Origin of the sequence: Hydrogenophaga sp. OTU3427 (assembly GCF_038440225.1) — a bacterium.
Taxonomy (GTDB): domain Bacteria; phylum Pseudomonadota; class Gammaproteobacteria; order Burkholderiales; family Burkholderiaceae_C; genus Hydrogenophaga.
On record NZ_JASATI010000004.1, the window covers coordinates 168,021 to 191,412 of the forward strand.

Annotated in this window: 24 protein-coding genes; 7 read left to right on the top strand and 17 right to left on the bottom strand. The window is 72.4% G+C overall.

The features are described from left to right. Window positions 1-11 precede the first annotated feature (11 nt). Genes AAHB17_RS04170 through AAHB17_RS04190 form a run of 5 tightly spaced genes read left to right on the top strand, consistent with a single transcriptional unit; the run spans window position 12 to window position 4,695 of the window. Window positions 12-968, top strand: a complete 957-nt coding sequence (locus AAHB17_RS04170; RefSeq protein WP_342129235.1) for a Bug family tripartite tricarboxylate transporter substrate binding protein — start codon at window positions 12-14, stop codon at window positions 966-968. Between the two features lie 8 nt (window positions 969-976). After that, a complete protein-coding gene (locus AAHB17_RS04175) occupies window positions 977-1,906 on the top strand; it encodes an SMP-30/gluconolactonase/LRE family protein (protein WP_342129236.1) in 930 nt (309 codons plus the stop codon). A gap of 10 nt (window positions 1,907-1,916) precedes the next feature. Then, window positions 1,917-2,882, top strand: coding sequence for a tripartite tricarboxylate transporter substrate-binding protein (locus AAHB17_RS04180; protein WP_342129237.1), 966 nt, complete (start codon window positions 1,917-1,919; stop codon window positions 2,880-2,882). Between the two features lie 20 nt (window positions 2,883-2,902). Continuing rightward, complete coding sequence (locus AAHB17_RS04185; RefSeq protein ID WP_342129238.1) at window positions 2,903-3,871, top strand: Bug family tripartite tricarboxylate transporter substrate binding protein; 969 nt, start codon at window positions 2,903-2,905, stop codon at window positions 3,869-3,871. A gap of 2 nt (window positions 3,872-3,873) precedes the next feature. After that, a complete protein-coding gene (locus AAHB17_RS04190; RefSeq protein WP_342129239.1) occupies window positions 3,874-4,695 on the top strand; it encodes an amidohydrolase family protein in 822 nt (273 codons plus the stop codon). 76 nt (window positions 4,696-4,771) lie between these two features. Here the strand turns inward: AAHB17_RS04190 and AAHB17_RS04195 are convergent, their stop codons facing one another. From AAHB17_RS04195 to AAHB17_RS04240, 10 genes are all read right to left on the bottom strand, one after another. Further along, complete coding sequence (locus AAHB17_RS04195; protein WP_342129240.1) at window positions 4,772-5,347, bottom strand: nuclear transport factor 2 family protein; 576 nt, start codon at window positions 5,345-5,347, stop codon at window positions 4,772-4,774. Continuing rightward, on the bottom strand, window positions 5,331-7,457 hold the full coding sequence (locus tag AAHB17_RS04200; RefSeq protein ID WP_342129241.1) for an acetate--CoA ligase family protein: 2,127 nt from the start codon (window positions 7,455-7,457) through the stop codon (window positions 5,331-5,333). The genes AAHB17_RS04195 and AAHB17_RS04200 overlap by 17 nt, the downstream gene beginning before the upstream one ends. An 18-nt stretch (window positions 7,458-7,475) precedes the next feature. Beyond that, on the bottom strand, window positions 7,476-8,597 hold the full coding sequence (locus AAHB17_RS04205) for an acyl-CoA dehydrogenase family protein (RefSeq protein WP_342129242.1): 1,122 nt from the start codon (window positions 8,595-8,597) through the stop codon (window positions 7,476-7,478). Between the two features lie 2 nt (window positions 8,598-8,599). Further along, a complete protein-coding gene (locus AAHB17_RS04210) occupies window positions 8,600-9,829 on the bottom strand; it encodes an acyl-CoA dehydrogenase family protein (RefSeq protein WP_342129243.1) in 1,230 nt (409 codons plus the stop codon). Window positions 9,830-9,839: 10 nt separating this feature from the next. Next, window positions 9,840-10,823, bottom strand: a complete 984-nt coding sequence (locus AAHB17_RS04215; protein ID WP_342129244.1) for a Bug family tripartite tricarboxylate transporter substrate binding protein — start codon at window positions 10,821-10,823, stop codon at window positions 9,840-9,842. A gap of 93 nt (window positions 10,824-10,916) precedes the next feature. Beyond that, complete coding sequence (locus tag AAHB17_RS04220; RefSeq protein ID WP_342129245.1) at window positions 10,917-11,558, bottom strand: TetR/AcrR family transcriptional regulator; 642 nt, start codon at window positions 11,556-11,558, stop codon at window positions 10,917-10,919. An 80-nt stretch (window positions 11,559-11,638) separates the two neighbouring features. Continuing rightward, the gene (locus AAHB17_RS04225; RefSeq protein ID WP_342129246.1) at window positions 11,639-12,412 is read right to left on the bottom strand and encodes an enoyl-CoA hydratase/isomerase family protein; all 774 of its coding nucleotides are present in this window, start codon (window positions 12,410-12,412) and stop codon (window positions 11,639-11,641) included. A 135-nt stretch (window positions 12,413-12,547) separates the two neighbouring features. After that, window positions 12,548-13,522, bottom strand: a complete 975-nt coding sequence (locus tag AAHB17_RS04230; protein ID WP_342129247.1) for a tripartite tricarboxylate transporter substrate binding protein — start codon at window positions 13,520-13,522, stop codon at window positions 12,548-12,550. Beyond that, on the bottom strand, window positions 13,519-14,904 hold the full coding sequence (locus AAHB17_RS04235; RefSeq protein ID WP_342129248.1) for a sensor histidine kinase: 1,386 nt from the start codon (window positions 14,902-14,904) through the stop codon (window positions 13,519-13,521). Before AAHB17_RS04235 ends, AAHB17_RS04230 begins: the two co-directional genes overlap by 4 nt. Then, window positions 14,870-15,550, bottom strand: coding sequence for a response regulator (locus tag AAHB17_RS04240; protein WP_342129249.1), 681 nt, complete (start codon window positions 15,548-15,550; stop codon window positions 14,870-14,872). The genes AAHB17_RS04235 and AAHB17_RS04240 overlap by 35 nt, the downstream gene beginning before the upstream one ends. A gap of 357 nt (window positions 15,551-15,907) precedes the next feature. Between AAHB17_RS04240 and AAHB17_RS04245 the strand changes: the two genes are divergently transcribed. Further along, complete coding sequence (locus tag AAHB17_RS04245) at window positions 15,908-16,906, top strand: Bug family tripartite tricarboxylate transporter substrate binding protein (RefSeq protein ID WP_342129250.1); 999 nt, start codon at window positions 15,908-15,910, stop codon at window positions 16,904-16,906. Window positions 16,907-16,973: 67 nt separating this feature from the next. Continuing rightward, window positions 16,974-17,783, top strand: coding sequence for a plasmid replication/partition related protein (locus AAHB17_RS04250; RefSeq protein ID WP_342129251.1), 810 nt, complete (start codon window positions 16,974-16,976; stop codon window positions 17,781-17,783). 2 nt (window positions 17,784-17,785) lie between these two features. Here AAHB17_RS04250 and AAHB17_RS04255 read toward each other — a convergent pair whose 3' ends face one another. The 7 genes from AAHB17_RS04255 to AAHB17_RS04285 are packed head-to-tail and all read right to left on the bottom strand — an operon-like array spanning window position 17,786 to window position 23,187. Then, window positions 17,786-18,352: a histidine phosphatase family protein gene (locus AAHB17_RS04255; RefSeq protein ID WP_342129252.1), complete on the bottom strand. Its 567-nt coding sequence runs from the start codon at window positions 18,350-18,352 to the stop codon at window positions 17,786-17,788. Further along, the gene (locus AAHB17_RS04260) at window positions 18,349-19,155 is read right to left on the bottom strand and encodes an adenosylcobinamide-GDP ribazoletransferase (RefSeq protein WP_342129253.1); all 807 of its coding nucleotides are present in this window, start codon (window positions 19,153-19,155) and stop codon (window positions 18,349-18,351) included. The genes AAHB17_RS04255 and AAHB17_RS04260 overlap by 4 nt, the downstream gene beginning before the upstream one ends. Next, window positions 19,152-20,168, bottom strand: a complete 1,017-nt coding sequence (gene cobT, locus AAHB17_RS04265) for a nicotinate-nucleotide--dimethylbenzimidazole phosphoribosyltransferase (RefSeq protein WP_342129254.1) — start codon at window positions 20,166-20,168, stop codon at window positions 19,152-19,154. The genes AAHB17_RS04260 and cobT overlap by 4 nt, the downstream gene beginning before the upstream one ends. After that, a complete protein-coding gene (locus tag AAHB17_RS04270) occupies window positions 20,165-21,127 on the bottom strand; it encodes an aminotransferase class I/II-fold pyridoxal phosphate-dependent enzyme (protein ID WP_342129255.1) in 963 nt (320 codons plus the stop codon). Before AAHB17_RS04270 ends, cobT begins: the two co-directional genes overlap by 4 nt. Continuing rightward, on the bottom strand, window positions 21,124-22,092 hold the full coding sequence (cbiB, locus tag AAHB17_RS04275; protein WP_342129256.1) for an adenosylcobinamide-phosphate synthase CbiB: 969 nt from the start codon (window positions 22,090-22,092) through the stop codon (window positions 21,124-21,126). The genes AAHB17_RS04270 and cbiB overlap by 4 nt, the downstream gene beginning before the upstream one ends. A gap of 7 nt (window positions 22,093-22,099) precedes the next feature. Continuing rightward, window positions 22,100-22,480: a DUF1636 domain-containing protein gene (locus AAHB17_RS04280; protein WP_342129257.1), complete on the bottom strand. Its 381-nt coding sequence runs from the start codon at window positions 22,478-22,480 to the stop codon at window positions 22,100-22,102. Next, the gene (locus tag AAHB17_RS04285) at window positions 22,477-23,187 is read right to left on the bottom strand and encodes a vWA domain-containing protein (protein ID WP_342129258.1); all 711 of its coding nucleotides are present in this window, start codon (window positions 23,185-23,187) and stop codon (window positions 22,477-22,479) included. The genes AAHB17_RS04280 and AAHB17_RS04285 overlap by 4 nt, the downstream gene beginning before the upstream one ends. Window positions 23,188-23,392 lie beyond the last annotated feature (205 nt).

The following is a 23,392-nucleotide window of genomic DNA, read 5'->3' on the forward strand; positions in this document are numbered from 1 at the left end:
AGGAGACACACATGAAATCCCGCATTCTTTTTGCGCTCGCACTGATCGCAGCCAGCGCCACCTGGGCGCAAAGCTGGCCCACCAAACCGGTCAGGATCATCGTCCCCTACCCGCCGGGCGGCGCGGTGGACGTGGTCACGCGGCGCATCGCCACCAAGCTGCAGGAGCAGACCGGCCAGACCTTCTTCGTCGAGAACAAGGCTGGCGCCACCGGCACGATCGGCATCCAGCAGGTGGTGCAGTCCGCGCCCGATGGCCACACGCTGGTGGCGAACGACACCACCTTCGCGCTGCTGCCCCACATCTTCAAGAAGCTGCCCTTCGACCACGACAAGGACCTGCAGCCGCTGGGCGCCTTCATGTTCGCGCCCATGGCGGTGGTGGTGCGCGCCGAGTCACCCTACAAGACGCTGGACGAGCTGTTGCGCGCGGCCAAGGCCGAGCCCAACAAGATCACCTACGGCACGGGCGGCGCGGGCACCATGCCCCATTTCGCCAGCGAGGCCCTGGGCATCGCCACGGGGGTGAACTTCATGCACATCCCCTTCAAGGGCGCCGGCGAAGCCACCCTGGCCCTGCTGGGCGGCACCATCGACTACCAGATCGCGTCGACCCCGGGCGTCATCGGGCAGGTCAAGGGCGGCAAGGTGCGGTTGCTGGCGGTCAGCGGCGACAAGCGGCCGGCGGCGCTGTCGACCGTGCCCACCTTTGCCGAGGCCGGCATCAAGGGCTATGGCGTCGTGAACTTCACCGGGCTGTGGGCCCCCAAGGGCACGCCAGTCGAGGTGGGTGCGCGGCTGCAAAAGGAAATCGCCACCGCCATGGCCAGCGCCGACATGAAGACCTATGCCGAGAGCATTGGCGCCGAGGCGGCGGCCTGGGACGCGCCTGCCTTCGCCCGCAACCTGGCCGAGCGCACCGCCTACTGGGGCAAGGTGGCCGCGAACACCGCGTTTGACCGTCAGTGAGGCCGGGCATGTGGCAGCTCCATCCCCCCGAGGTGCGTGAGGCCGAGGTGTTCACGCGCATGCCCGATCACTTGCGGCGCACCGGTGTGCGCTCGGTGTGGGGCGACGCCAACCGCCCCGGGCAGGCGACCGACAGCTTTCTGGAAGGTCCGGTGTTCGATGCGGCCGGTCAGCTCTACGTCACCGACATCCCGTTCGGGCGCATCTTTCGCATCGATGCCCAGGGCGACTGGACCCAGGTGGCCGAGTACGACGGTGAACCCAATGGCATGAAGTTCCTCAGCGACCAGGAACTGCTGATCGCCGACTACAAGAACGGCCTGATGGTCTGCGACATCGCCAGCGGCGCGGTGCGGCCCTACCTGGAGCGGCGCAACACCCAGCGCTTCATGGGCATCAACGACCTGGTGTTCGACCGCCAGGGCAACCTCTACTTCAGCGACCAGGGGCAGACCGGGCTGCACGACCCCACCGGGCGCCTGTACCGCCTGCGCCCGAACGGACAGCTCGATCTGCTGTTGTCCAACGTGCCCAGCCCCAACGGCGTGGCGCTGTCGCCCGACGAGCGCGTGCTCTACCTGGGCGTCACCCGCGGCAACGCGGTGTGGCGCGTGCCCTTGCTGGACGACGGCAGCGTGTCCAAGGTCGGCGCCTTCTTTACCTCCCACGGGCCCAGCGGGCCGGACGGCCTGGCGGTGGACAGCCAAGGCAGGGTGATCGTGGCCAATCCGGGCCTGGGCTGCGCCTGGGTGCTCAACCACCGCGCCGAGCCCGTGCTGGTGTTGCGCAGCCCCCTGGGCGCGTCGCTGACCAACGTCGCCTTCGGCGGGCCCGACCGCAAGACGCTGTACTGCACGGAATCGGTCAGCGGCTCCATTCTTCGCTCGACACTCGATGCCCCCGGCCTGCCGCTGGCGCGTGCATCCCAATCCCGCTAAGGAGACACCGATGAAGGTATTCGCACTGTGGGGGCTGCTGGCAAGCGCCGCCATGTCCGCCGCCGCGCAGACCACACCTTACCCAGACCGCCCGGTCAAGGTGGTGGTGGGTTTCGCCGCCGGCGGCCCGTCGGACATCGTGGCCCGCAGCTTCGCCGATTTCGCGGGCAAGGCGTTCAAGCAGCCGTTCGTGGTGGAGAACAAACCGGGCGCCAACGCGGTGCTCGCCACCGAGGCGGTGGCCGCCGCCAAGGCGGACGGGCTCACGCTGCTGGCCGCCGCCACCAACCACACCATGATTCCCGCGCTCTACGCCGGGCGCATCAAGTTCGATGCCGCCAGGTCGTTCAGGCCGGTCTGCACGCTGGCGGCCAGCGCCACGGTGCTGGTGGTGGGGCCCAGCCTGGCGGTCAGGAGCCTGCCCGAGTTCCTGGCGCGCATCCGCGAGAGCCCGAGGGGCGCGACCTACGCCACGCCAGGACAGGGCAGTTCGCCGCACCTGGCCACCGAGACCTTCCGCAAGCTGACCGCCACCACGCTGGTCCACGTGCCCTACAAGGGCGCGGCGCCGGCCGTGACCGATCTGATCGGCGGCCAGGTGGACCTGTCGTTCGCCACCGTGGGTTCGGTGCTGCCCCACATCAGGTCGGGCAAACTGGTGCCCATCGCGGTGGCTTCGCGGCAGCGCTCGGCGCTGCTGCCCCAGGTGCCCACCTTCGAAGAGGCCGGCCTCAAGGGCTTTGTGGTGGACACCTGGTACGGCCTGATGGCACCGGCCGGCACGCCACCCGACATCGTGCGCGGCCTGGAGCGCGAGGCGGCGGCCTTCGGCAGGGCGCCCGAGATCCGGGAACGCCTGGAGGCGGCCGGCCTGGAGCCACAGAGCACCTGTGGCGACGATTTCGCCAGACAGATTGGCCGGGACATCGTGAGCAACACCCAACTGGCCCAGGAACTCGGCTTGAAGGCCGAGTGACCCACCGAACAGGAGACCCCATGCGAACCGTTTTTCGAACCCTGCTGCTGACCGCCTCGCTGATGGTGGGCCTCACCGTGCAAGCCCAGCCCTACCCGAGCCGGCCCCTGAAGCTGATCGTGCCGTTTCCGCCCGGGGGCAACGTGGACCTGAGCGCGCGCCTTCTGGTGCCGGAGCTGTCCAGGGAACTGGGCCAGCCCATCGTGGTGGACAACAAGGCGGGTGCGGGCGGCACGGTGGGCCTCGACGCGGTCGCGAAGTCCGCCCCGGACGGCTACACCCTGGGCATCGCGTCGCCCATCAACCACCTGGCGGCCCCCTCGCTGTACCCGAAGCTGCCCTACGACGCCATCAAGGACTTCAGCCCGGTGGGCCTGATCGCCAGCGTTCCCATGGTGCTGGTGGTGGGGTCCTCTTCTCCGGTCAAGACCGTCCAGGAACTGGTGGCGCGTGCCCAGTCGCGCGGTGGCGCCATGACCATGGCCTCGGCGGGCAGTGGCAGCGGCAACCACATCGTCGGCGAGCTGTTCCAGGACGCGACGGGCGCCCGCTTCGTGCACGTGCCCTACAAGGGCAGCGCGCCGGCCAACACCGATCTGGCCGGCGGCCACGTGGACCTGCACTTCGACCAGCTGTCGTCGGTGCTGGCGCTGGTCCAGGGCGGCAAGCTGCACGCGCTGGCGGTGACCACGGCCAAACGTTCCCCGCTGTTGCCCCAGGTGCCCACCCTGGCCGAGTCGGGCGTTCCCCATTTCGACGCCAGCACCACGCTCGGACTGGTGTTGCCCGGCGGGGCAAGCCCTGAGCTGGTGGGCCGGCTGAACGCCGTGCTGAACAAGGTCCTTCAGCGCGCCGCTGTCCGGGAGCAGTTCCTCAAGCTGGGGGCCGAACCACGGCCCGGCTCGCCCGCCGAGTACGCCGAGTTCATCCGCTCGGAAATCGCCCGCACGGCACGCATCGTGCGCGAGGCGAAGATCACGCTGGACTGACCGTGGACTGGGTGGACTGCCACTTTCACGTGGTCGAGCCTCAAGACCGCTTTCCCATGCTGGCGGGGCGCTCCTACACGCCCGCCGAGGCACCGCTGGGGGGGTGGCAGGCGACCCTGGGCCCGTGGGGCTTTCGCCGTGGGGTGCTGGTCCAGCCCAGCTTCTATGGCACCGACAACACCGCGCTGCTGCACACCCTGGCGCGGGCGGGCGGCACGCTGGTCGGCGTGGGCGCCGCGACCGACGAGGTGTCCGAACGGGCGCTCGATGCCCTGGCGCTCGCGGGCGTCAGGGCCTTGCGCTTTGCGCACCTGTCCACCGACGAGGCCCGGCGCATGCCGGGCCTGGTGCCCTTGACGGCGCTGCGTGGCCTGGCGCCTCGGCTGCGCGCCCGCGGCATGCATGTCGACCTGCTGACGGACAGCCGCCTCCTGCCGGACATCGAAGCCGAGCTGAAGGCAGCCGGCCTGCCGGTGGTGCTCGACCACATGGGGCGGGCCCCCGCCGCCCTGGGCGACACCCATGTCGGGATGGTGGCCATGCGGCGCCTGCTGGACCAGGGCTGGCTGTGGGTGAAGCTGTCGGGCGTGGCCAACGTGTCCGACCTGGCGCCCGCCTACGAGGACGCCCGGCGCATCCATGAGCGGCTGGTGTCGCACTGCCCGGAGCGGCTGGTGTGGGGCTCGGACTGGCCACACACCCGCCCGAAAGGCGCGGTGCCCAGCACCCAGGCCCTGTGGGATCACTTCCTGGCGTGGACCCCCGACCCGGCGCAGCAGCGACTCATCCTCCAGGCGAATCCCAACGCCCTCTACCGCCTTTGAGGCATCGGACGCCCACCTGCGCGGCAGGCGCCCCCTCGCGCCACGCCCGCCCCGGGGTCACCCCGGGGGGATCGGGTCACGTGTTGCCAGGCGCGCCGGACGGTGCCTGCGCGAGCAGCCCGTAGACCGGGTCGTGTGGCATCTGGGCGCCATTGGGTTGGCGCACGCCGAAGCGCTCGGCGTCGCTGCCGGCGGGCAGGGGCAGCTGGCGCAGCCAGTCGTAGGTCACGGTGCGTTGCGCCACGCGCCATTCGCCGTCGCGGCGCTCGAAGCGGTCGATGTAGCGCCCGGCCAGGAAGGTTTCCAGCGGCGCGCCCTGGGCGTCGACGTCGTTCTGGAAGGCCTGGAAGTAGCTCTCCACCGCGGCGCTGTCGCCGCGCAGATCGATCAGGATGTTGCCCAGGAAGTGCACCAGCCGGCCACCGCCCTGGAGCTTGGCCAGCGCCCAGTCGATGAAGCCGGCCGCCGAGCCCTGGTAGGGGCCGTGGCGGTCGGTGGCGTCGGGCCAGTAGGCCGAACGCAGCGCGGCCTCGTCGAGCCGGTCGATGCCCCGGCAGTAGCGGTACAGGCACTCGCGGATGGCCTCGCGGTCGGCCAGGGCCTGGACCTGGGCCTGCAGTTGGGCCAGGGTGGCCTCAGTGGGCGTGGGCATGCTCGGGCTCCTCGTGCGGCTGGGTGGCGGGTGGGCGCTTGACGATGACCGCGTCCAGGCAGACCGCGCCCTGGGCGCGCACCACCAGCGGGTTGATGTCGATGCTGGCCAGCTCGTCCTGGTGCGCCACGGCGAACTCGGACAGCCGGCACAGGGCGTCGACCAGCGCGGCCTCGTCGCAGGGCGGCGCGCCGCGCCAGCCGCGCAGCAGCGCCGAGGCGCGCACGCGCTCGACCAGGTCGCGCGCACGCGGCGGCGTCAGCGGGGCCGAGGCGAAGGCCACGTCCTTGAACAGCTCCACCGCCGTGCCACCCGATCCGTACATGACCATGGGGCCGAAGGTCGGGTCCATGTGCACGCCCAGGATGACCTCGACCCCGCCCTGGAGCATGGGCGCCAGCAGCACACCGTCCAGCCGCGCCTGCGGGCGGGCCGCGCGGGCGCGCGACATCAGGGTGTCGAAGGCGGCGCGCACGGCGTCGGCGTCGGTCAGATGGAGGATGACGCCACCGACCTCGGTCTTGTGCGGGATGTCGGGCGAGGCGATCTTGGCCACCACCGGGAAGCCCAGGGCCTGGGCCGCGCGGGCGGCCTCGTCGGCGCTGGTGCACAGGTGCTCGGGCAGCATGGGCAGGCCGGCGGCCGCCAGGGCCTGCTTGGCCGTGGCCTCGGTGTCGACCCGGCCCAGCGGCGTGGCGGCCGGCCGCACCGTGCCGGCTTCGTAGAGCGCACGCCGGCGCGTGGCCATGCGGGCGGCGGCGCCCAGCGCCACCACCGCGCGGCTGGGGTCGGCGAAGACCGGCATGCCCAGGGCTTCCAGCCGGGCGTTCACCTCGGGCACCGACAGCATGACCATCACCACGTCCTTGTCGGGGTGGCGCAGGCGCAGCGCGCCGAGTTCCTCGATGCTGGACGCGAAGCGCTGCGGCGACAGGCCCGAGTGCGCCAGGTAGGCGAACACCGTGCCGTAGGGGCCGTGGTTGAGCATGGCGTCGAGCGCACGCGTGACGCCGCTCTTGACCGAAGTCACCTGGGCCGTCATGTCCAGCGGGTTGGCGGCCACCGCAAAGGGCAGCACCTCGAGCGTGGCCGCCACGGCCGCGGGCGGCAGCGGCGACATGCTCAGACCCAGCTCGCCCGCGTGGTCGGCCATCAGCACGCCGATGCCGCCGGAGCCGGTGACCACGCCCATGTCGGCGTTGAGCGGCAGGCGGCCGGTGGTGGCGCACAGGTAGGCGATGTCCAGCATCTCCTCGATGGAGGCCGGGCGGTAGGCGCCACATTCGGCGAACACGGTGTCGAACACGGCGTCGTCGCCGGCCAGCGAGCCGGTGTGGGTGCTGGCGGCGGCGGCGCCCAGTTCGGTGCGGCCGACCTTCATCACCAGCACCGGCTTGCCGGCGCCGGCGGCCTTGAGCAGGGCGGCTCGCAGGCGCTGGCCATCGCGGCAGGATTCGAGCGCGGCGCAGATCACCCGCGTCTGCGGGTCCTCGGCCAGGTAGTCGATGGCCTCGGCGACGTCGACATCGGCCTCGTTGCCGGTGGCGATGATCTTGCTGAAGCCCAGGCCGCGCAACGTGGCCATGCCGTAGGCGCAGGAGCCGAAGGCGCCGCTCTGCGTGGCCAGCGAGATCACGCCGGGGCGCGGCTGCAGGCCGTTGAGGGCGGTGGAGAAGGTGGCGAAGAAGCGGGTGTCGACGTTGAGCAGGCCCAGCGAATTGGGGCCCACCATGCGCACGCCGGCGGCCTGGCACAGGGCCAGCAGGCGGTCCTGCAGGGCGCGGCCCTCGGGGCCCAGCTCGGCGAAGCCGGCGGTCAGCACCTGCACGCAGCGCACGCCCTTGCGGATGCAGTCACTCAGGGCCGCCTCGACGCCGGCCACCGGCACCGCGACGATGGCCTGGTCGACCGGGCCGGGGATGTCGAGCACGCTGGCGAAGGAGGGCAGGCCCTGGATCTGGGCGCCGCTCTTGTTGACCGGGTAGATGGGGGCGGCGAAACCCGACTCGATCAGGAAACGCAGCGGACGCCCGCCGATGCGTTCGGGGTCGGACGAGGCGCCGATGATGGCGACCGAGCTGGGAAAGAACAGGGGGTGGAGGCTGTGCATGGCGGGTTCCGTGGGGGTTCAGGCCTGCGCGGCCTCGGCCGTGCTGCGCTCGGCCAGCCAGTCCAGGCACTGGGTCTTGTCGCCGTACTGCAGGCTGTTCATGAGCACGTGGGTGGCCAGGCGGGCCACCAGCGTCTCCTGCGACATGCCCATGCCGCCGTGCAGCTGGATGGCGGACTCGGCCATGGCGCGGCTCACGCCGATCAGGTAGAGCTTGGTCAGCGCCACGTCGCGCGGGTAGCCCTTGGGCGCCAGCACCGTCTGCTCGATCAGCTGGCGCACCAGGCCATGGGCGTTTTCGTAGGCCACGTACATCTCCACCACCCGGTGGCGCAGCGCCTGGAAGGTGGCCAGCAGCACGCCGAACTGCATGCGGGTGTTGAGGTAGTCGATGGTCTGCTCGACCATGGCGCCTGCCGCGCCCACGGCCTGCACGCAGGTCAGCAAGGCGCCGGCCTGCTGGGCCAGCTCGGCCGCGCGCGACACCGGCGCGCCACGCGACAGCAGCTGGCCGTCGGCGGGCCGCAGGCCCTGGAATTCGATGTCGGCGGTGACGCGGCCATCGACGCCCCGGTACAGGCGCGCCAGCGGCAGCACGTCGGCCATGGGCAGCAGCAGCAGGGCCGGCGTGGCGTCGGCGCCTTCGCGCACGTTGAACAGCAGGTGGGTGGCCGGCTCGCTGAGGTCGGCGCCGGACAGGCGGCCGTGCAGCGTGCCGTCGGCGCGCAGCGCCAGGGCGCTGGCGGCGCCGGGCAGCAGGTGGCCGGTGTCCACCACCGGACACACCGAGGCATCGCCCACGGCCATGGCTTCGAGCAGACTGGCCACCGCCGGCTGCCCACCCAGGCCGGACAGCAGCAGCGGCGCCACGGCGCAGCGCGCGATGACCGGTGCCACGATGGCCTGGCGACCCAGCGCCTCGACGATGGCGGCGAGGTCGGCCAGCGTGCCGCCCACGCCGCCGGCGTCTTCGGCGATGAGCACGCCTTGCCAGCCGAGGTCCAGCATCTGGCGCCACTCGGGGCTGCTGAGCGTGCCGCCCGGGGGCGTGTCGGTGGCGCGGGGGCCGACGCTCTCGGCCAGGCGCAGGCCGGTGTCGTAGAGATCGCCCGGGAACATGGGAACAGGGGTAAAGGGCATGGTCAGGCTCCGAAAAGGTCGCGGGCAATCACGTTTTTCTGCACCTCGCTGGTTCCGCCGGCGATGGTACGGGACCGGTAGAACAGGTAGGTGTGGACGAGCTGGCGCTCGATCTCCAGGTCGTCGGCCCCGTTGGGCGCCGGCACCGCGGGCAGCAGGCGCGGCCCGAACTCGGGCGCCGAGAGGTCGTAGGCCAGGCTGGAGATCTGCTGCGACAGCTCGGAGCAGAACAGCTTGAGCGCAGAGGCCTTGGAGGCCGCCAGCGTGCCGTTCATTTCCTCGCGGATGGCGCTCAGCAGCATCTCGCGCGCGCCCTGCACCGCCGCCTGGGCGTGGTAGAGGCGCTCCAGCGCGCCATGCAGGCTGGCCGACGGGCCCGAGCGCAACAGGCGCGCCTGCAGCAGCTCATTGACCTGGTCGAGCTGGCGCGCCAGGCGCGGCACCGTGGCCGGCGACAGGCGCTCGCGGTCGAGCAGGAACTTGGCGCACTTCCAGCCGCCACCTTCCTCACCGATGCGGTTGGCCACCGGCACCCGCACCTCGTCGAGGAACACCTCGTTGACGTGGTGCCACTGGTCGATGGTGTGGATGGGGCGGATCTGGATGCCGGGGGTGTCCAGCGGCACCACCAGCAGGGTGATGCCGGACTGCTTGCGCGCGTCCACCGAGGTGCGCACCAGCGTGTACATCACGTCGGCCTCGTGGGCGTGCGAGGTCCAGATCTTCTGGCCGTTGATGACGTAGTCGTCGCCGTCGCGCACCGCGCTGGTCTTGAGCGAGGCGAGGTCGGAGCCGGCACCGGGTTCCGAATAGCCCTGGCACCACCACTCGCTGCCGTCGAGGATGCGCGGCAGGTAGCGGGCCTTCTGCTCCGGCGTGCCGAAGTGGGTGATCACCGGGCCGATGTGGCCCAGGCCGTGGTGGTACAGCGGCGGGCAGTCGAGTTCGGCGCTCACTTCCTCGAACAGGTAGCGCTGGCGCAGGTCCCAGCCGGTGCCGCCGTTCTCGCGCGTCCAGCCGGGGGCGCCCCAGCCCTGCGCATGCAGGCGGCGCTGCCATTCGGCGAATTCGGCGCGGCCCAGCTTCTGGTTGGAGCGCACCTTCTCGCGCAGTTCGCGCGGGCAGTTGGCCTCCATGAAGTTGACCAGGTCCTGGCGGAAGACCTCGTAGTACTGCGGGCTGCGCAGGGTCTCGGTCTCGCCGGCATCAAGGATCGATGTGTGGGTGTTCATGGTGTGGGCTTCAGTCGATGCGGATGTTGCGTTCGCGGATGATCGGACCCCAGTACGCCAGGTCGTGCTGGAGGTAGGCGGCGAATTCGGGCTGGGTCATGACACGCGGGTCCACCCCGGCCTTGCCCAGACCTTCGCGCACCTCGCGGGTTTCGAGCACGGCGCGCACGTCGGCCTGCAGCTTGAGCTGCAGCGCCTGCGGCGTGGCGGTGGGCACGAACATGCCGAACCAGCCACCGGCCGAGAACGTGGCCAGCGCCGGGATGCCTTGCTGGCTGATGGGCACCACGCCGGGGGCGCGCGCGTTGGGTGTCTGGCTGCCGATGCCCAGGGCCTTGAGCTTGCCGGTGGCCACGTGCTGCATGGTGGCCGGCGAGTCGAACAGCGCGTCGACCTGGCCGCCGACGAGGTCGTTGATGGCCGGGCCGTTGCCACGGTAGGGCACGTGCACGATCTGCAGGCCGGCCTGGCCGGCGAACATCTCGGCCGCGATGTGGGGGCTGGAGGCGTTGCCCGAGGAGGCGAAGCTCAGCTTGCCCGGGTTGGCCTTGCCGTAGGCGATCAGCTCGGCCACGCTGTTGACCGGCAGGCGCGCCGACACGTACAGGATGCTGGGCGACTCGGCCACCATGGCCAGGGGCGTCAGCGCCTTGGGGTCGTAGGGCAGGTTTTTCACCATCAGCTGGTTGCCGGTGTAGCCGAAGGCTGTCATCAGCAGGGTGTGGCCGTCGCCCGGCGCGCGCGCGGCCGCGCCCGTGCCGATGACGGTGCCGCCGCCGGCCCGGTTGTCCACCAGCACGTTCTGGCCCCACTTTTCGGCCAACACCGGCGCCACGACGCGCGCCAGGATGTCGGTCAGGCCACCGGCCGCATAGGGCACGATCAGGGTCACCGGCTTGGTGGGAAAGGCCGGTGGCGTCTGCGCCAGGGCGGCGCTGCCCATGCCCAGCGCCAGGGTGGCCAACAACAGGTGGCGGCGGTTTGTGGGTTGCATGTGTGTCTCCTTCAGGGTGGGATGTGCAAATTACTTTCCGACAGGTAAGTAAAATCGCACATCAAAAACGGGGTCCATCGGCAGCCCTGTGGCTCAGCGGGCGGGGGTGGGCGTGCGCAGGCCGCTCAGCACCACGTCCAGGTACTGCTCGATCACCTGGCGCGGCGACAGCGGTCCCTTGGGCGAATGCCAGCGGCTCAGCTGGTTGATGGTGGACAGCAGCAGGCGCCCGGCAATGGCCGGCTCCACCGGACGGAAGTCGCCGCTGCGTATGCCCTCGGCGATGCAGCTGCGCAGCAGTTTTTCGTACTCGTCTCGCTGGCTGACGGCGACCGAACGCGGGCCCGAGCCGCCCTCGTCCCAGAAGGCGTTGGAGCCGGCCACCCAGGCGTCGCGGGTGCGCTCGAAGACCTCGGCCGAGGTCAGCATGAAGGCGCGAACCTTCTCCACCGGCGTCTGGGCCTGGGCCACCGCCTCGCGCACCGCCTCGACCAGGGCCTTGGTCGATTCGAGCACGATCTGCTGGTACAGCGCTTCCTTGTTGGGGAAGTGGTAGTACAGCGCGGCCTTGGTGATCTGGGCCTCCTCGGCGATGTCGCGCAGCGAGGTGCCCTTGTAGCCTTGGCGGGCGAACAGGCGGCAGGCGATCTCCAGCAACTGCCCTTGCCGGTCGTCGACACGGACGCCGGTGCCGCCGCCCCGGGTGGCTTTCTTGATCGCTGCTGTGGTGGCCATGCTTGTCTCGCCTGTGGGTCCTTGCGCCGGTGTGGTCGGTGTCCGCCGCTTGTGCTGGCGTTATATCAAAGTCCCCGCGCTCAGCGGCCCACGTACACCGGCTCGCGTTTCTCCAGGAAGGCGCGTTGCGCTTCGCGCGAGTCCTCGGTCTTGGACAGGGCCACGGTGTTGCCCTGCTCGTAGCGGTAGGCGTCGCGCGAGGGCATGAGTTCGGTCATGCGCGCGGCTTCCTTGGCCAGGCGCAGCGCGATCGGGCTCTTGCCCGCCATCTCGCGGGCGATGTCCATCGCGTAGGGCATCAGTTCGCCCGCGGGCAGGCAGGCCTCGACCAGGCCCAGGCGGTACAGCTCCTGGGCCGTGACCTTCATGCCGGTGTAGAACATGCGGCGCGCGCGCGATCGGCCAAAGACCTTTTGCAGGAAGGTCACGCCGCCGGCCAGGCCGACGTTGATCTCGGGCATGGACACATAGGCTTCCTCGGCGGCGACCCAGATGTCGGCCGCCATCACCAGGCCAAAACCCGCGCCCATGGCCGGGCCGTTGATGGCGGCGATCACCGGCTTGCTGCACTCCACCACCGCGTAGTAGCTCTCGCGCACCAGGCGGTTGTGGCGGCCGTAGGCGCCGGGGGTGTCGCCCAGGTTGGGGCGCTCGCGGATGTCGGCGCCGGCCGAGAACACCTTGCCGGAACCGGTCAGCACCACCACCGCCACGTCGTCGCGATCCGACAGTTCGTCGAACACGGCGGTGATCTCGGCGCGCAGTTCGGCGTTCTGGGCGTTGACCGGGGGGCGGTTGAGGGTGACGGTGGCGATGCGCTGCTCGACATTGAGCAGCAAGGTCTTGTATTCCATGGTGTCTCCTGGGGTGGGGTGGGTCCGTGTGGGCTCTGTCGACCCTGTGGACAAAGAATACCTGCCGACCGGCAGGTAATCAAGTAATTATTCAGATGTGTGACGCAATATCACGTATGAGTTTTTTGGTCGCCGTCAGGGACGGACCAGGCCAAACTCCGCCGCCAGGGCCTTGTACTGCGCCACCTGGGCCTGGACCAGGCGGTCCAGTTCGGGGCCGGTGATCCAGGCGCGCTCCATGCCCACCGCGTTCCACTCGCGCGCCGCCAAGGGCCGCTCCATGGCCTTGCCCAGGGCATCGGTCCAGTCGCGCAGCTCGCGCTCGGACACCCCCGGCCCCATGTAGAGGCCGCGCACGATGGGCCACTGGAGGTCGATGCCCTGTTCCCTGGCGGTCGGCACGTTGGCCCAGCGCCCCGTGAGCCGCTCGCGGGACAACACCGCGAGCACCCGGATCGCTGCGCCCTGTTCCAGGTGGCGCCCCACCTCGGCCGCATCGCCCGCGACCACCTGCACGTGGTCGCCGGTCAGCGCGGTGAGCGCCTCGCCGCCGCCCTCGAAGGCGACAAAACGCATGGCCTTGTGGCTCAGGCCCGCGGCGCGCGCCAGCAGGGCGGTTTTCATCCAGTCCTGGCTGCCGATCGAGCCCCCCGCGCCGAACACCACCGTGCCGGGCTGGGTGCGCAGGGCGTCCAGCAGCTGGGCCAGGGTCTTGTAGGGGGCGTCGCGCCGCACGGCCACCACGCCGTGGTCCATGCCCAGCACCGCCAGCCAGCGCACGTCCTGTGGCTGGTAGGGGCCAAAACGCCCCTGGGCCAGGTTCAGCAGCGAGCCGGACGAAAAGGCCGTGACCGTGCGCCCGTCGGGCGGGCGCTGCGCCACCGTGGCCTTGAAGGCCAGGGCGCCAATGCCGCCGGGCTGGTAGACGATGCCCAGCGGCTGCCGCGTCTGCCCGGCGCGCTGCAGCAGGTCGCGCGTGAGCTGACAGGTCAGGTCGAAGCCTCCACCGGGCTTGGCCGGCGCCACGCAGCGCGCGCCGTCCAGGCCGGCGGCCGCGCCCACGCGGCAGCAGCCCACGAGCAGCAGCAACAGGGGCCAGCCGCGCTTCATCGTGGCCACCACAAGGTCACGCACAAGCCCACGCCGCCCGGCGCGGCCTGCACCTCGAGCCGGCCGCCGTGGCTTTCGATCACCGAGCGCGCGATGGCCATGCCCAGGCCCGAGCCGGTGCTGTGCCGCCCCTTGGCGAAACGCTCGCCGATGTGCTGGCGCAGGGCCGGCTCCAGGCCTTCGCCATCGTCCAGCACCTCCAGCCGGTGGCCCGTGGCATCGGCCGAGGCCTTGAGCGTGACCACGCCCTGCGCGCGGCCGTGCTGGATGGCGTTGTGTGCGAGGTTGAGCAGGGCCTGCCGGAGCAGGGCGGGGTCGCCTTCGCCGGCCACGGCCGGGTCGGGGACCTCCAGGCCAAAATCGACGCCACGTTCGCGCGCCAGCGGCAGCAGCTCCAGCGCCACCTGGCGGGCAAGGTCGCCGAGGTCGAAGCGCTCCCGGTGGACCGCCATGGTGTCGCTGCGGGCCAGGGTCAGCAGCTGGTTGGTGGCGCGTATGGCCTGGCCCAGGGCGTCCGACAGCGCGCGCAGGGCCGCCTCGCGCCGGGGCGTGTCGGTCTCGCGCAGGACGTAGTCGAGCTGCGCCCGCAACAGGGTCAATGGCGTGCGCAGCTGGTGCGAGGCGTCGTCGACAAAACCGCGCCGCTGGGCCATCAGCTGTTCGCTGCGCGCCAGCTGCTGGTTGACCGCGTCGACCAGCGGGCGGACGTCGCTGGGCAGGTCGGCGCTGGGCAGCGGCCGGACATCCTGCGCGTCGCGCGCGCGGGTCTGCGCGGCCAGGCGCGTGAGCGGCCGCAGCGCCATCCACAGCCCCAGGACCACGGCCAGGCCCATCACCGCCAGGAAGACGGCGTCGCGCAGCGCCGTGCGGCGCAGGAAGCTGGCGGTGAACTGCTCGCGCGACGCCGTGCTTTCCGCCACCTGTATCACCAGCTGCGCCTCGTCGGTCTGGTCCAGCCGGTGTTCCAGCGCCCGCATGACGGTGCCCACGCGCACGGTCTCGCCGAAGTAGACGGCGTCGTAGAACACCGGCTGGCCGGGCTTCAGGGGCACGGCGGGCAGGGGCAGGTCGGGGTGGCCGATCTCGACCAGGCCGTCGGCCGTGGCGACCCGGAAGTAGACGCTGCCGGTGGCCGTGAGCTGGAAGAACTCGAACAGGCGGTAGGGCAGTTCGACCGCCAGCCCGCCCGAGGCGGTGGAAACGTTGTTGTCCAGCGCCTTGATGGCGCCCAGCAGGGAGCGGTCGTAGGCGGCGTTGGCGGCGGCGGCGGCATCGGTGCGGGTCAGCCACAGGCTGGTGGCGGTGACCAGGGCCATCACCGGCAGCAGCAGCACCAGCAGCCGGAGCTTAAGGCTGGCCTGGCGGATCCGACTCCAGGACATAGCCCAGGCCCCTGTAGGTGTGGATGCGCACGCCGCTGTGCTCCAGGCGTTTGCGCAGGCGGTGCAGCAGCACGTCGATGGCGCTCGACAACACGTCCTCGTCGTCGCTGAAGATGCGCTCCATCACCTGCTGGCGCGACATCGGCTCGCCGCTGCGCTGGATCAGGGCCTTGAGCATGGCGTGTTCGCGCGGCGACAGGGACAGGGTGTCGTGGCCGAGCGAGAACTGCCGCGTCACGGCGTCGAACACCAGCGGACCGCAGGCCAGGCGGGGGTGCTCGCTGCCGCGCGCGCGCCGCACCAGGGCGGTCAGGCGGGCTTCCAGCTCGGCCAGCTCGAAGGGCTTGGGCAGGAAGTCGTCGGCCCCCAGGTTGAGCGTGTTGACGCGGTCGCTCAGCGAGTCGCGCGCGGTCAGCACCAGCACCGGCAGCCGGTGGTCCTGCTCGCGCAGCCGGCGCAGCACCTCGGTGCCGCTGCGCCCCGGCAGGCCCAGGTCCAGCACCAGCACGTCGTGGTCGGCGCTGGCCAGCGCCTGCTCGACCAGGCGGCCATCGTCGCGCCAGTCGACCCGGTGGCCACCTTGCTCCAGGGCCTTGCTCAGCCACTCGCCCAGCGCGGGTTCGTCTTCAGCCAACAGGATGTGCATGCGGGCCATTATGGTGGACCAGGGCCTGTTCACACTGTTTTCCCGAGGTGCGTTGCGAGTCAAAAAGGCCATGCGCAAGGCGCGAAACGCCGCCGGGGCATCCCCCCGGCAAGGCTTCGCAACGCGGCGCATGGCCTTTTTGGCCGCAACCCGAAGGGAATGGGGTGGAAACAGGGCCACTCGTTGTTGCGCTCCTAGGCCAGACGCTCAGTCTGGCCGTCGTCGCGCGCCTCGATTGGCGCTGTTTTCACCCCATTCGCACCCGGGAAAACAGTGTGAACAGGCCCTAGCTGTTGAAAGGCAATTGATAGGTTGGCGCGGGCAAGATGTCGGCCTTCAACACAACGGAGACAAGCCATGCACCCCACGACCCTCAGCCGACGCCAGCTGCTCCTGGCCGGCGCCACCTCCACCGCCGCCCTGTGGCTGCCCCAGGCGCGCGCCCAGGCCGGCTGGCCCAGCAAGCCGCTGCGCCTGGTGGTGCCCTTCGCGCCCGGCGGCAGCTCGGAGATCGTGGCCCGCGCCGTGGCCGGCGAGATGGCCAAGACCATCGGCCAGAACGTGTTCGTCGACAACAAGCCTGGCGCGGCCGGCAACATCGCCATGCAGGAAGTGGCCAACAGCAACGACGAACACACCCTGGTGCTGGGCCACATCGGCACGCTGGCGGTGAACCCCTACATCTTTCCCAAGCTGCCCTACGACGCCAACCGCGACTTCGCTCCCATCACCCTGCTGTCCAAGGTGCCCAGCCTCTACGTCGTGCACCCCGACCTGCCGGTGAAGAACCTCAAGGAATTCATCGCCTACGCCAAAAGCAAGCCGGGCCAGCTCAACTACGGCTCGGCCGGCAACGGCAGTGCCGGCCACCTGGCCTTCGAGTACCTCAAGATGGTGAGCGAGACCTTCATCGTGCACGTGCCCTACCGCGGCACCGGCCCCATGCTGACCGACCTGATGTCGGGCCGCCTGCAGGCCGCCTCGGTGGGCGCGCCGGCGCTGCTGGCCTTCATCAAGGCCGGCAAGCTGCGCTGCATCGCCACCGGCACCGCCCAGCGCCTGCCGCAGCTGCCCGACGTGCCCACGGTGGCCGAGCAGGGTTTCAAGGGCTTCGAGATGACCCAGTGGTACGGGCTGATGGCGCCGCGCAAGTGGCCGGCGGCCCACCTCGACAAGCTCGAGGCCGAGGCGATCAAGGCCGCGCGCGGCAGCGTGGTCAAGGACAAGCTGGCGCAGGAAACCGCGCTGGCGGTGGGCAGCACCGGCAAGGAGTTCGACGCCTTCATCAAGGCCGAGCAGGCGCGCTGGAAGCCGGTGATCGAGCGGGCGCAGATCAAACCCGAGGGCACGGGCTGAGCCGCGGCGGGCCACTCAGGGGCGGCACTAGAATGCTGCCCTTTTTGCCCGCGCGCAGCCCCATTCCATGAACATCACCGTCAGCGAAGAACTCCAGGCCTACATCGATCCGTTGACACCCGAGGAACACGACGCCCTGGAGCGCAGCCTGCTCGCCGAAGGCTGCCGCGACGCGCTGGTCCTGTGGGGCGACCTGCTCGTCGACGGGCACAACCGCTACGGCATCTGCCAGCGCCATGGCCTGCCGTTCCAGACCGTGCAGAACCCGCGTTTCCAGTCCCTGGAGGACGTGCACCTGTGGATGATCGACCAGCACCTGGGCCGGCGCAGCGTGTCGGATTTCCAGCGCGGCGTGCTGGCCCTGCGCAAGCGCGAGATCGTGTCCGAGCGGCGCCGCCGCGTGATCGAGGCCCTGCCCGTGGGCGCGCCATCCGATCTCTCCGACGAGCCGCCGCCGGCCCAGGCCCAGCCCGAAGCGATGGAGACCCGGCCGCTCAAGAGCCGCGAGGACATCGCCAAGGCCGCGCGGCTGAGCAGCAGCCAGGTGGTGATGATCGAGAAGATCCAGAAGCAGGCCGCGCCCGAGGTGGTGGCGGCGGTGAAGGCGGGCGCCATTTCCCTCAACGCGGCGGCGGCGGTGGCCGGCCTGCCCGAGGAAGAGCAGAAGGCCGCCGCATTGGCCGGCAAGGACGAACTCAAACAGGCGGCCAAGCGCGCCCGCGAGGCCAGGCGCAAGCCGAAGGAAGACGGCCGGGACACACCCGCGGCGCCCACGGCCGAGGTGGACGAGGTCCAGGCCCTGCGGCAGCGGGTGGCCGAGCTGAGCGCCGAGAACGCCGCCCTGCGCCGGCAGGTGGCGGAGCTGCGGGGCGGCTGAGTTCAGCCCTCCACGCTCACGCAGACCAGGCCGCCGGGCGCCGGCGCCTCTTCGGGCCACTGGCCGGCGTGGGCGATGGGCGCCGGGCCGTGCCGCGCCAGGTAGGCCACCGCGCGGATCACACCGGCGTGGGTGACCCAGACCGCCTCGCCGCCGGGGCCGAAGGCGGCGCGCTGGTCGGCCAGGGCGGCGGCCACGCGCGCGATCACCTGCTGCGTGCTCTCCGCGCCGCCGAAGCGGTGGTGGGCGAAGTCGGCCAGCCAGTCGTCGAAGGCCGCGCGCGGGATGGCTTGCCAGGCCTGGCCTTCCCAGCGGCCGAAGTCCATCTCGTTGAGTCGGACGTCGGTGCGGGGCGGGCCGAGGTCCGGCCGCAGCGCGTGCAGCCGGTCGGCCAGCTGCCGCGCCCGGCCCAGGCCCGAGACCCACAGCGGCAGGCCGGCCGGCACACACAGGGCGGCGGCGCGCGCGGCGGCGTCGGTGTGGCCGGCGTGGGCTGGCAGGTCGCTGGCGCCGTAGCACAGGCCGGGGGCGGCCAGCACCTGCGCGTGGCGCAGCAGCCAGAGTTTCATGTGGGCAGGCCCAGCGCCAGGCCCAGGTAGAAACCGAGTTCGCACACCTGCTGCGTGGCGCCCAGGCCGTCGCCGGTGAAACCCTGCAGCCGCCGCCGCAGCAGGCGTGCCATCCAGGCCAGGCCCAGCAGCGCGCCCAGCAGCGCCTGCCACCAGGGCGCGGCCGGTTGCCACCAGGCCAGCCCCGCCATCGCCGGCAGCCACCACAGGCAGGCCCGCGCCAGGCCCGCCCGGTCCAGCGCATCGGCCAGCGGCTTGGACTTGGAGCGCGCCGTGTCGCCCACGTGGGGCAGGGTGTGGACCAGCCACAGCGGCAGCAGGCGCGCGCTGACGTGGGCCCCGAACAGCGCCGCGCCCGCCAGCGCCGGGCTGTGCTGCGCCAGCAGCGCCAGCAGCGCGACCTTGGCCAGCAGCGCCAGCACCAGGGCCAGCGCGCCGTAGCTGCCGATGCGCGAGTCCTTCATGATGTCCAGCGCCCGCTCGCGCTCCAGGCTGCCGCCCAGGCCGTCGGCGAGGTCGGCCAGGCCGTCCTCGTGGAAGGCGCCGGTCAGCAGCACGCTGAAGACAGTGCTCAGCGCGGCCGCCACCCAGGGGCTGGCGGGCAGCGGCGGCAGGGCCCACGACAGCAGCAGGAACACCGCCGCGCTCAAGCCCCCCACCACCCAGCCCACCCCGGGAAAGTGCACCGCGCTGGCGCGCAGCATGGCGGGGCTGAAACCCACCCAGCGCGCCAGCCGCCCCGTCACCGGGATGCGGGTGAAGAACTGCAGGGCCAGCAGGAAGTGCCGCAGCGCCTGTGTCATGGCGCCGCGGTGTCGGTGGCGCTGCGGTCCACGCCGGCGGATTCGAAGCTGGCCATCTCGCGCAGGATGGCGCAGGCCGACACCAGCAGCGGCCAGGCCAGCGCCGCGCCCGAGCCCTCGCCGAGCCGCAGGCCCAGGTCCAGCAGCGGCTCGGCCCGCAGGTGGGCCAGCATCAGCGCATGGCCCGGCTCGCCCGAGCGGTGGGCGAACACGCAGCAGGGCAGCACCTGCCCGTCCAGCTGGCTGGCCACCAGCACCGTCGCGCTGGCGATGAAGCCGTCGACCACGATCACGCGGCGCTCGCGCGCCGCCTGCAACACCGCGCCCACCATGGTCGCGATCTCGAAACCCCCGAAGGCGGCCAGCGCCTGCAACGCCGTCAGGGCCTGCGGGTGGCGGGCCAGCACCTGTTGCAGGATGGCGGTCTTGCGCGCCACGCCGGCCGTGTCCAGCCCGGTGCCGGCGCCGGTCACGCGGGCGATGCCCAGCCCGGCCAGGCGGGCCAGCAGCAGCGAGGCGGCCGAGGTGTTGCCTATGCCCATCTCGCCCAGCAGCAGCACGTTGCCGGGCAGGCCCCGCACCACGTCGCGGCCGTTGGCCAGCGCGGCCTCGCACTGGGCCGCGCTCATGGCCGGGCCGTCCAGCGCGTCGGCGGTGCCGGGCGCGACCTTGCGCGACAGTAGGCCGGCGCGGGGCGCGAAGTCGTGGCGCACGCCGCAGTCCACCACGGTGAGCGCGATGCCGTGCTGGCGCGCCAGCACGCTCACCGCCGCGCCGCCGGCCAGGAAGTTCTCCACCATCTGCCAGGTGACGTCGCTCGGGTAGGCCGACACGCCGCGCGCCGCCAGGCCGTGGTCGCCCGCGAACACCACCAGCTGCGGCGCCTGCAGCGCCGGCGATTCGGTGCCTAGGATCAGGCCCAGCTGCAGGGCCAGGGCTTCGAGCCGGCCCAGCGAGCCCAGGGGTTTGGTCTTGTTGTCCAGGCGGGACTGGAGTTGTTGGGCGAGGTTCATGGCTGTGGGTCGAGTGCTTGGTGAAGGGCCGCTTGCGCGGCGGGAGGCTGGACGCTGAGCCGCCAGTGGCCGCCCAGTCCCAGGTTGTCGGTGGGCCGCAGCTTGATGCCCTGGCGGCGCAGGGCGTTGCCGTCCAGGGGCCGGGGCGGGCGGGCGCAGAAGTAGGGTGTGTCGCTGGGCAGGCAGGTCCAGCCCAGCGATTGCAGCAGGGCGGTCTGCCCGGCCTTCCAGGCGCGCAGCTGGGCGCGGCTGCCGTGCAGCCAGTCCTGGGTGTCGGCGCGGGTCCAGGCCAGCAGCAAGGCCACGGCGTGGGCTCCCAGCGGCCAGGAGGCGGCCATGTCGGCCAGTTCGGCCGCCACCGCCGTGGCGCCGGGCGGCGCGATGGCGTAGGCGCCGCGCACGCCCGTCAGGCCCAGCGCCTTGTTGGGCGACCAGAGCTGCCAGGCCTGGTCGCACTGCGCGGGCGAGGGCGGCGAGCCGCTCAGGCGCAAGGGCTCGTAGGCGCGGTCGAGCGCCAGCACGCGGGCCTGGCACAGGCTGGCCCAGGGCGTGGGCTCGGCCACGCCGCGCGGGCTGCTGGGCGCGCAGCACCAGGCCAGGTCGGCCTCGGCGGGCGTGGCCACGCGGGTCAGGCGCCACTGGGTGGCCGCGTGGGCGTAGTCGCCGTAGGCCGGCGTGGGCAGCCACACCCGGCGCCCGCCACCGCGCGCCACCCAGGCCGTGAGGCGGGCGATGAGTTCGCTGCTGCCCGTGCCCAGCACCAGGCGCTCTTCGGCCACGCCGTGCAGGCGCGCCAGAGCGGCGCGTAGTTCGGTGTAGCCGGGATCGGGGTAGCGGCTGGCATCGGACGCCTGCACCGCCCGCCAGGCCTGGGGGCAGGGGCCGCAGGCGTTGCTGTTGGTGGAAAAGTCCCAGCGCGGCACACCGGCCGCGTCGGGGCCGCCGTGGGCGCGGCTCATGGCCACAGCCCCCACGCGAGCCACAGCAGCGCCCCCGCGCACAGCGTGTGCAGCGCGCGCGTGGCGCGGGCGATGGCGCGGCCGGTGTCGGCGCGTTCGGGCGCGCGGCCGCCGGCGTTCAAGGTGTAGACGCCGGGCTTGCCCAGGCGCAGGCCCAGGCCCAGCGCCATGGCGGCCATGGGCCAGCCGCTGTTGGGCGAGGGGGTGCGGCGCGCCTCCCTGGGCAGGTGCCGCAGCCGCCGCCATGGCCCCCACGGCCCCAGCAGCAGGGCGGTCAGGCGCGCCGGCACCCAGGACAGCACGTCGTCGGCGCGCGCCGCCCACTTGCCGGCCCAGGTCCAGTCGCGGCCCTGGCGTTCGCCCAGGTAGCCCCACATCGCGTCGGCGGTGTTGGCGAAGCGGTAGAGCGCGGCGCCCGGCAGGCCGGCCAGCGCGAACCAGAACAGCGGCGCCACCACCGAGTCGTTGAGGTTCTCGGCCAGCGATTCGATGGCGCTCTCGCGCACCTGGGCCTCGCTCAGCGTGGCCACGTCGCGGCTGACCAGCCAGGCCAGGCGCGCGCGGCCGGCGTCCAGCGATTCGGCCAGGGCCGCGTCCACCGCGCCCACCTCCTCGCGCAGCAGGCGCCAGGCCAGCAGGGGCTTGAGCAGCAGGCCCAGCAGCAGGGCCTGCCACGGCGGGCGCAGGCCGGCCATCGCGGCCGCGGCGGCCAGCGCCAGGGCCGCCACCACGGCGGCGCCCACGCACCAGCCCAGCGCGCCGCGCCCGAACTCGGCCCAGGGCCGTGGCGGCTCACCGGCCGCGCGCGACACCCGCCGCCCGACCCGGCCCAGGTAGTGCCCCATGCCGACCACCGGGTGCCAGCGCGCCGGCGGCTCGCCGAAGGCGCGGTCCAGCGCCAGCGCGAACAGCACCGCGGCGGCGGGCACGGTGGTGCCGGGGGCGGGCCAATCCCAGGGGTTCATGGCGGGCTCAGGCCTGGGGCAGGGGCGCCGGCAGGCGGCACAGGATGCCCTTGCGCAGCAGCGGCGGGCGGGCGTTGCGCTCCAGCTGGCCGTCGGGCGCGTGGTGGTGCAGCACCGCGCAGTCCAGCAGTTGCCGGGCCGTGTCGGGCGCGGGCGCCAGGTCGCCGAACTGGTAGCTGTGCTTGCCGGGCGCCTGGAAGGCCACGGTGCAGGCGCGCCCGCAGCCGGCCGTGCAGGCCACGCCGCGCACGCGCACCGCCGCCCAGCCGGGTTCGTAGCCCAGGGCCTGTTCGGCCAGCACGGCCTCGAACAGCAGCTCGCCGGCGGCGCGCTGCTCGCGGGGGTGGCCGGCGGGGCGGCAGGTGGTGCAGATGATGAGTTCGGTCATGGGATGGGGGGAAAAGGGGCCCGGGGCAGGGCCGGCTGGCGCAGCTCGGCGCCCCAGCGCCGGGCCCAGTCGGCGCAGCGGCCAATGGGGTGTTGCGGGTCGTCGAAGTCCACCACCACGATGTGGTCGGCGGCGGCGGGCGCGTGGGCCTGCTCCAGGCTGCGGCCATCGCTCAGCAGCCACAGCTGGCGCGGCCCGGGGCCGCTGCGGCGCCGGTGCGCCAGCAGCAGCTGCTGGGCCTGTTCCAGGCAGGCGGCCAGGGGCGTGCCGCCGCCGCTGCCCAGCGGGCGCACGCGGCCGATGGCGGCCCGCCGCGCCGGCCCCGGCGCCAGCAGCAATTGCACGCCCTGGCCGCCAAAGACCAGCAGCGCCACCTGGTCGCCGGCCCGGGTGGCCTCGTCGATCAGCCGGGCGGCGAAGGCCTTGGCCCCGGCCAGCCGGCCCTGCCGCAGCATCGAGCCCGAGACGTCGAGCGCGATCAGGTGCAGCCGCGCCTCCTGCTGCGGCCGGGCCCGCCAGCGCAGGTGTTCGTGCTGCAGGCGCCCGGCGCCCCGGGCGGCCAGGGTGGGCAGCCAGTCGATGCCGGCGGCGGCGCGGCCGGTGCGCGCCTGCGTGGGCGGCGGCGGGCGCTGCGGCAGGGCCCGTGGCTGGGGGGGCCACCGCCGGCCGCCGGGCGCCAGGGGCGCGCGGCCGTCGGGGTGGCTCATGCTTTTTTTGGGGACCAGCCCCCCGTGTGGCCCGGTCGCGCCATGCCCTGGGGCTCGGGGGGCAGGGCGCCCCAGTCGCCGTCGCCGCCCGGGGGGGCGCCGTGATCGGGGGTGCGTGGGGGTGGTGTGTGCGGGGTGCCGCCGTGGGGGGGGGGGGGCGCCGGGCCGCCGCCGGCGGGGGGGGGGGGGGGGGGGGGGGGGGGGG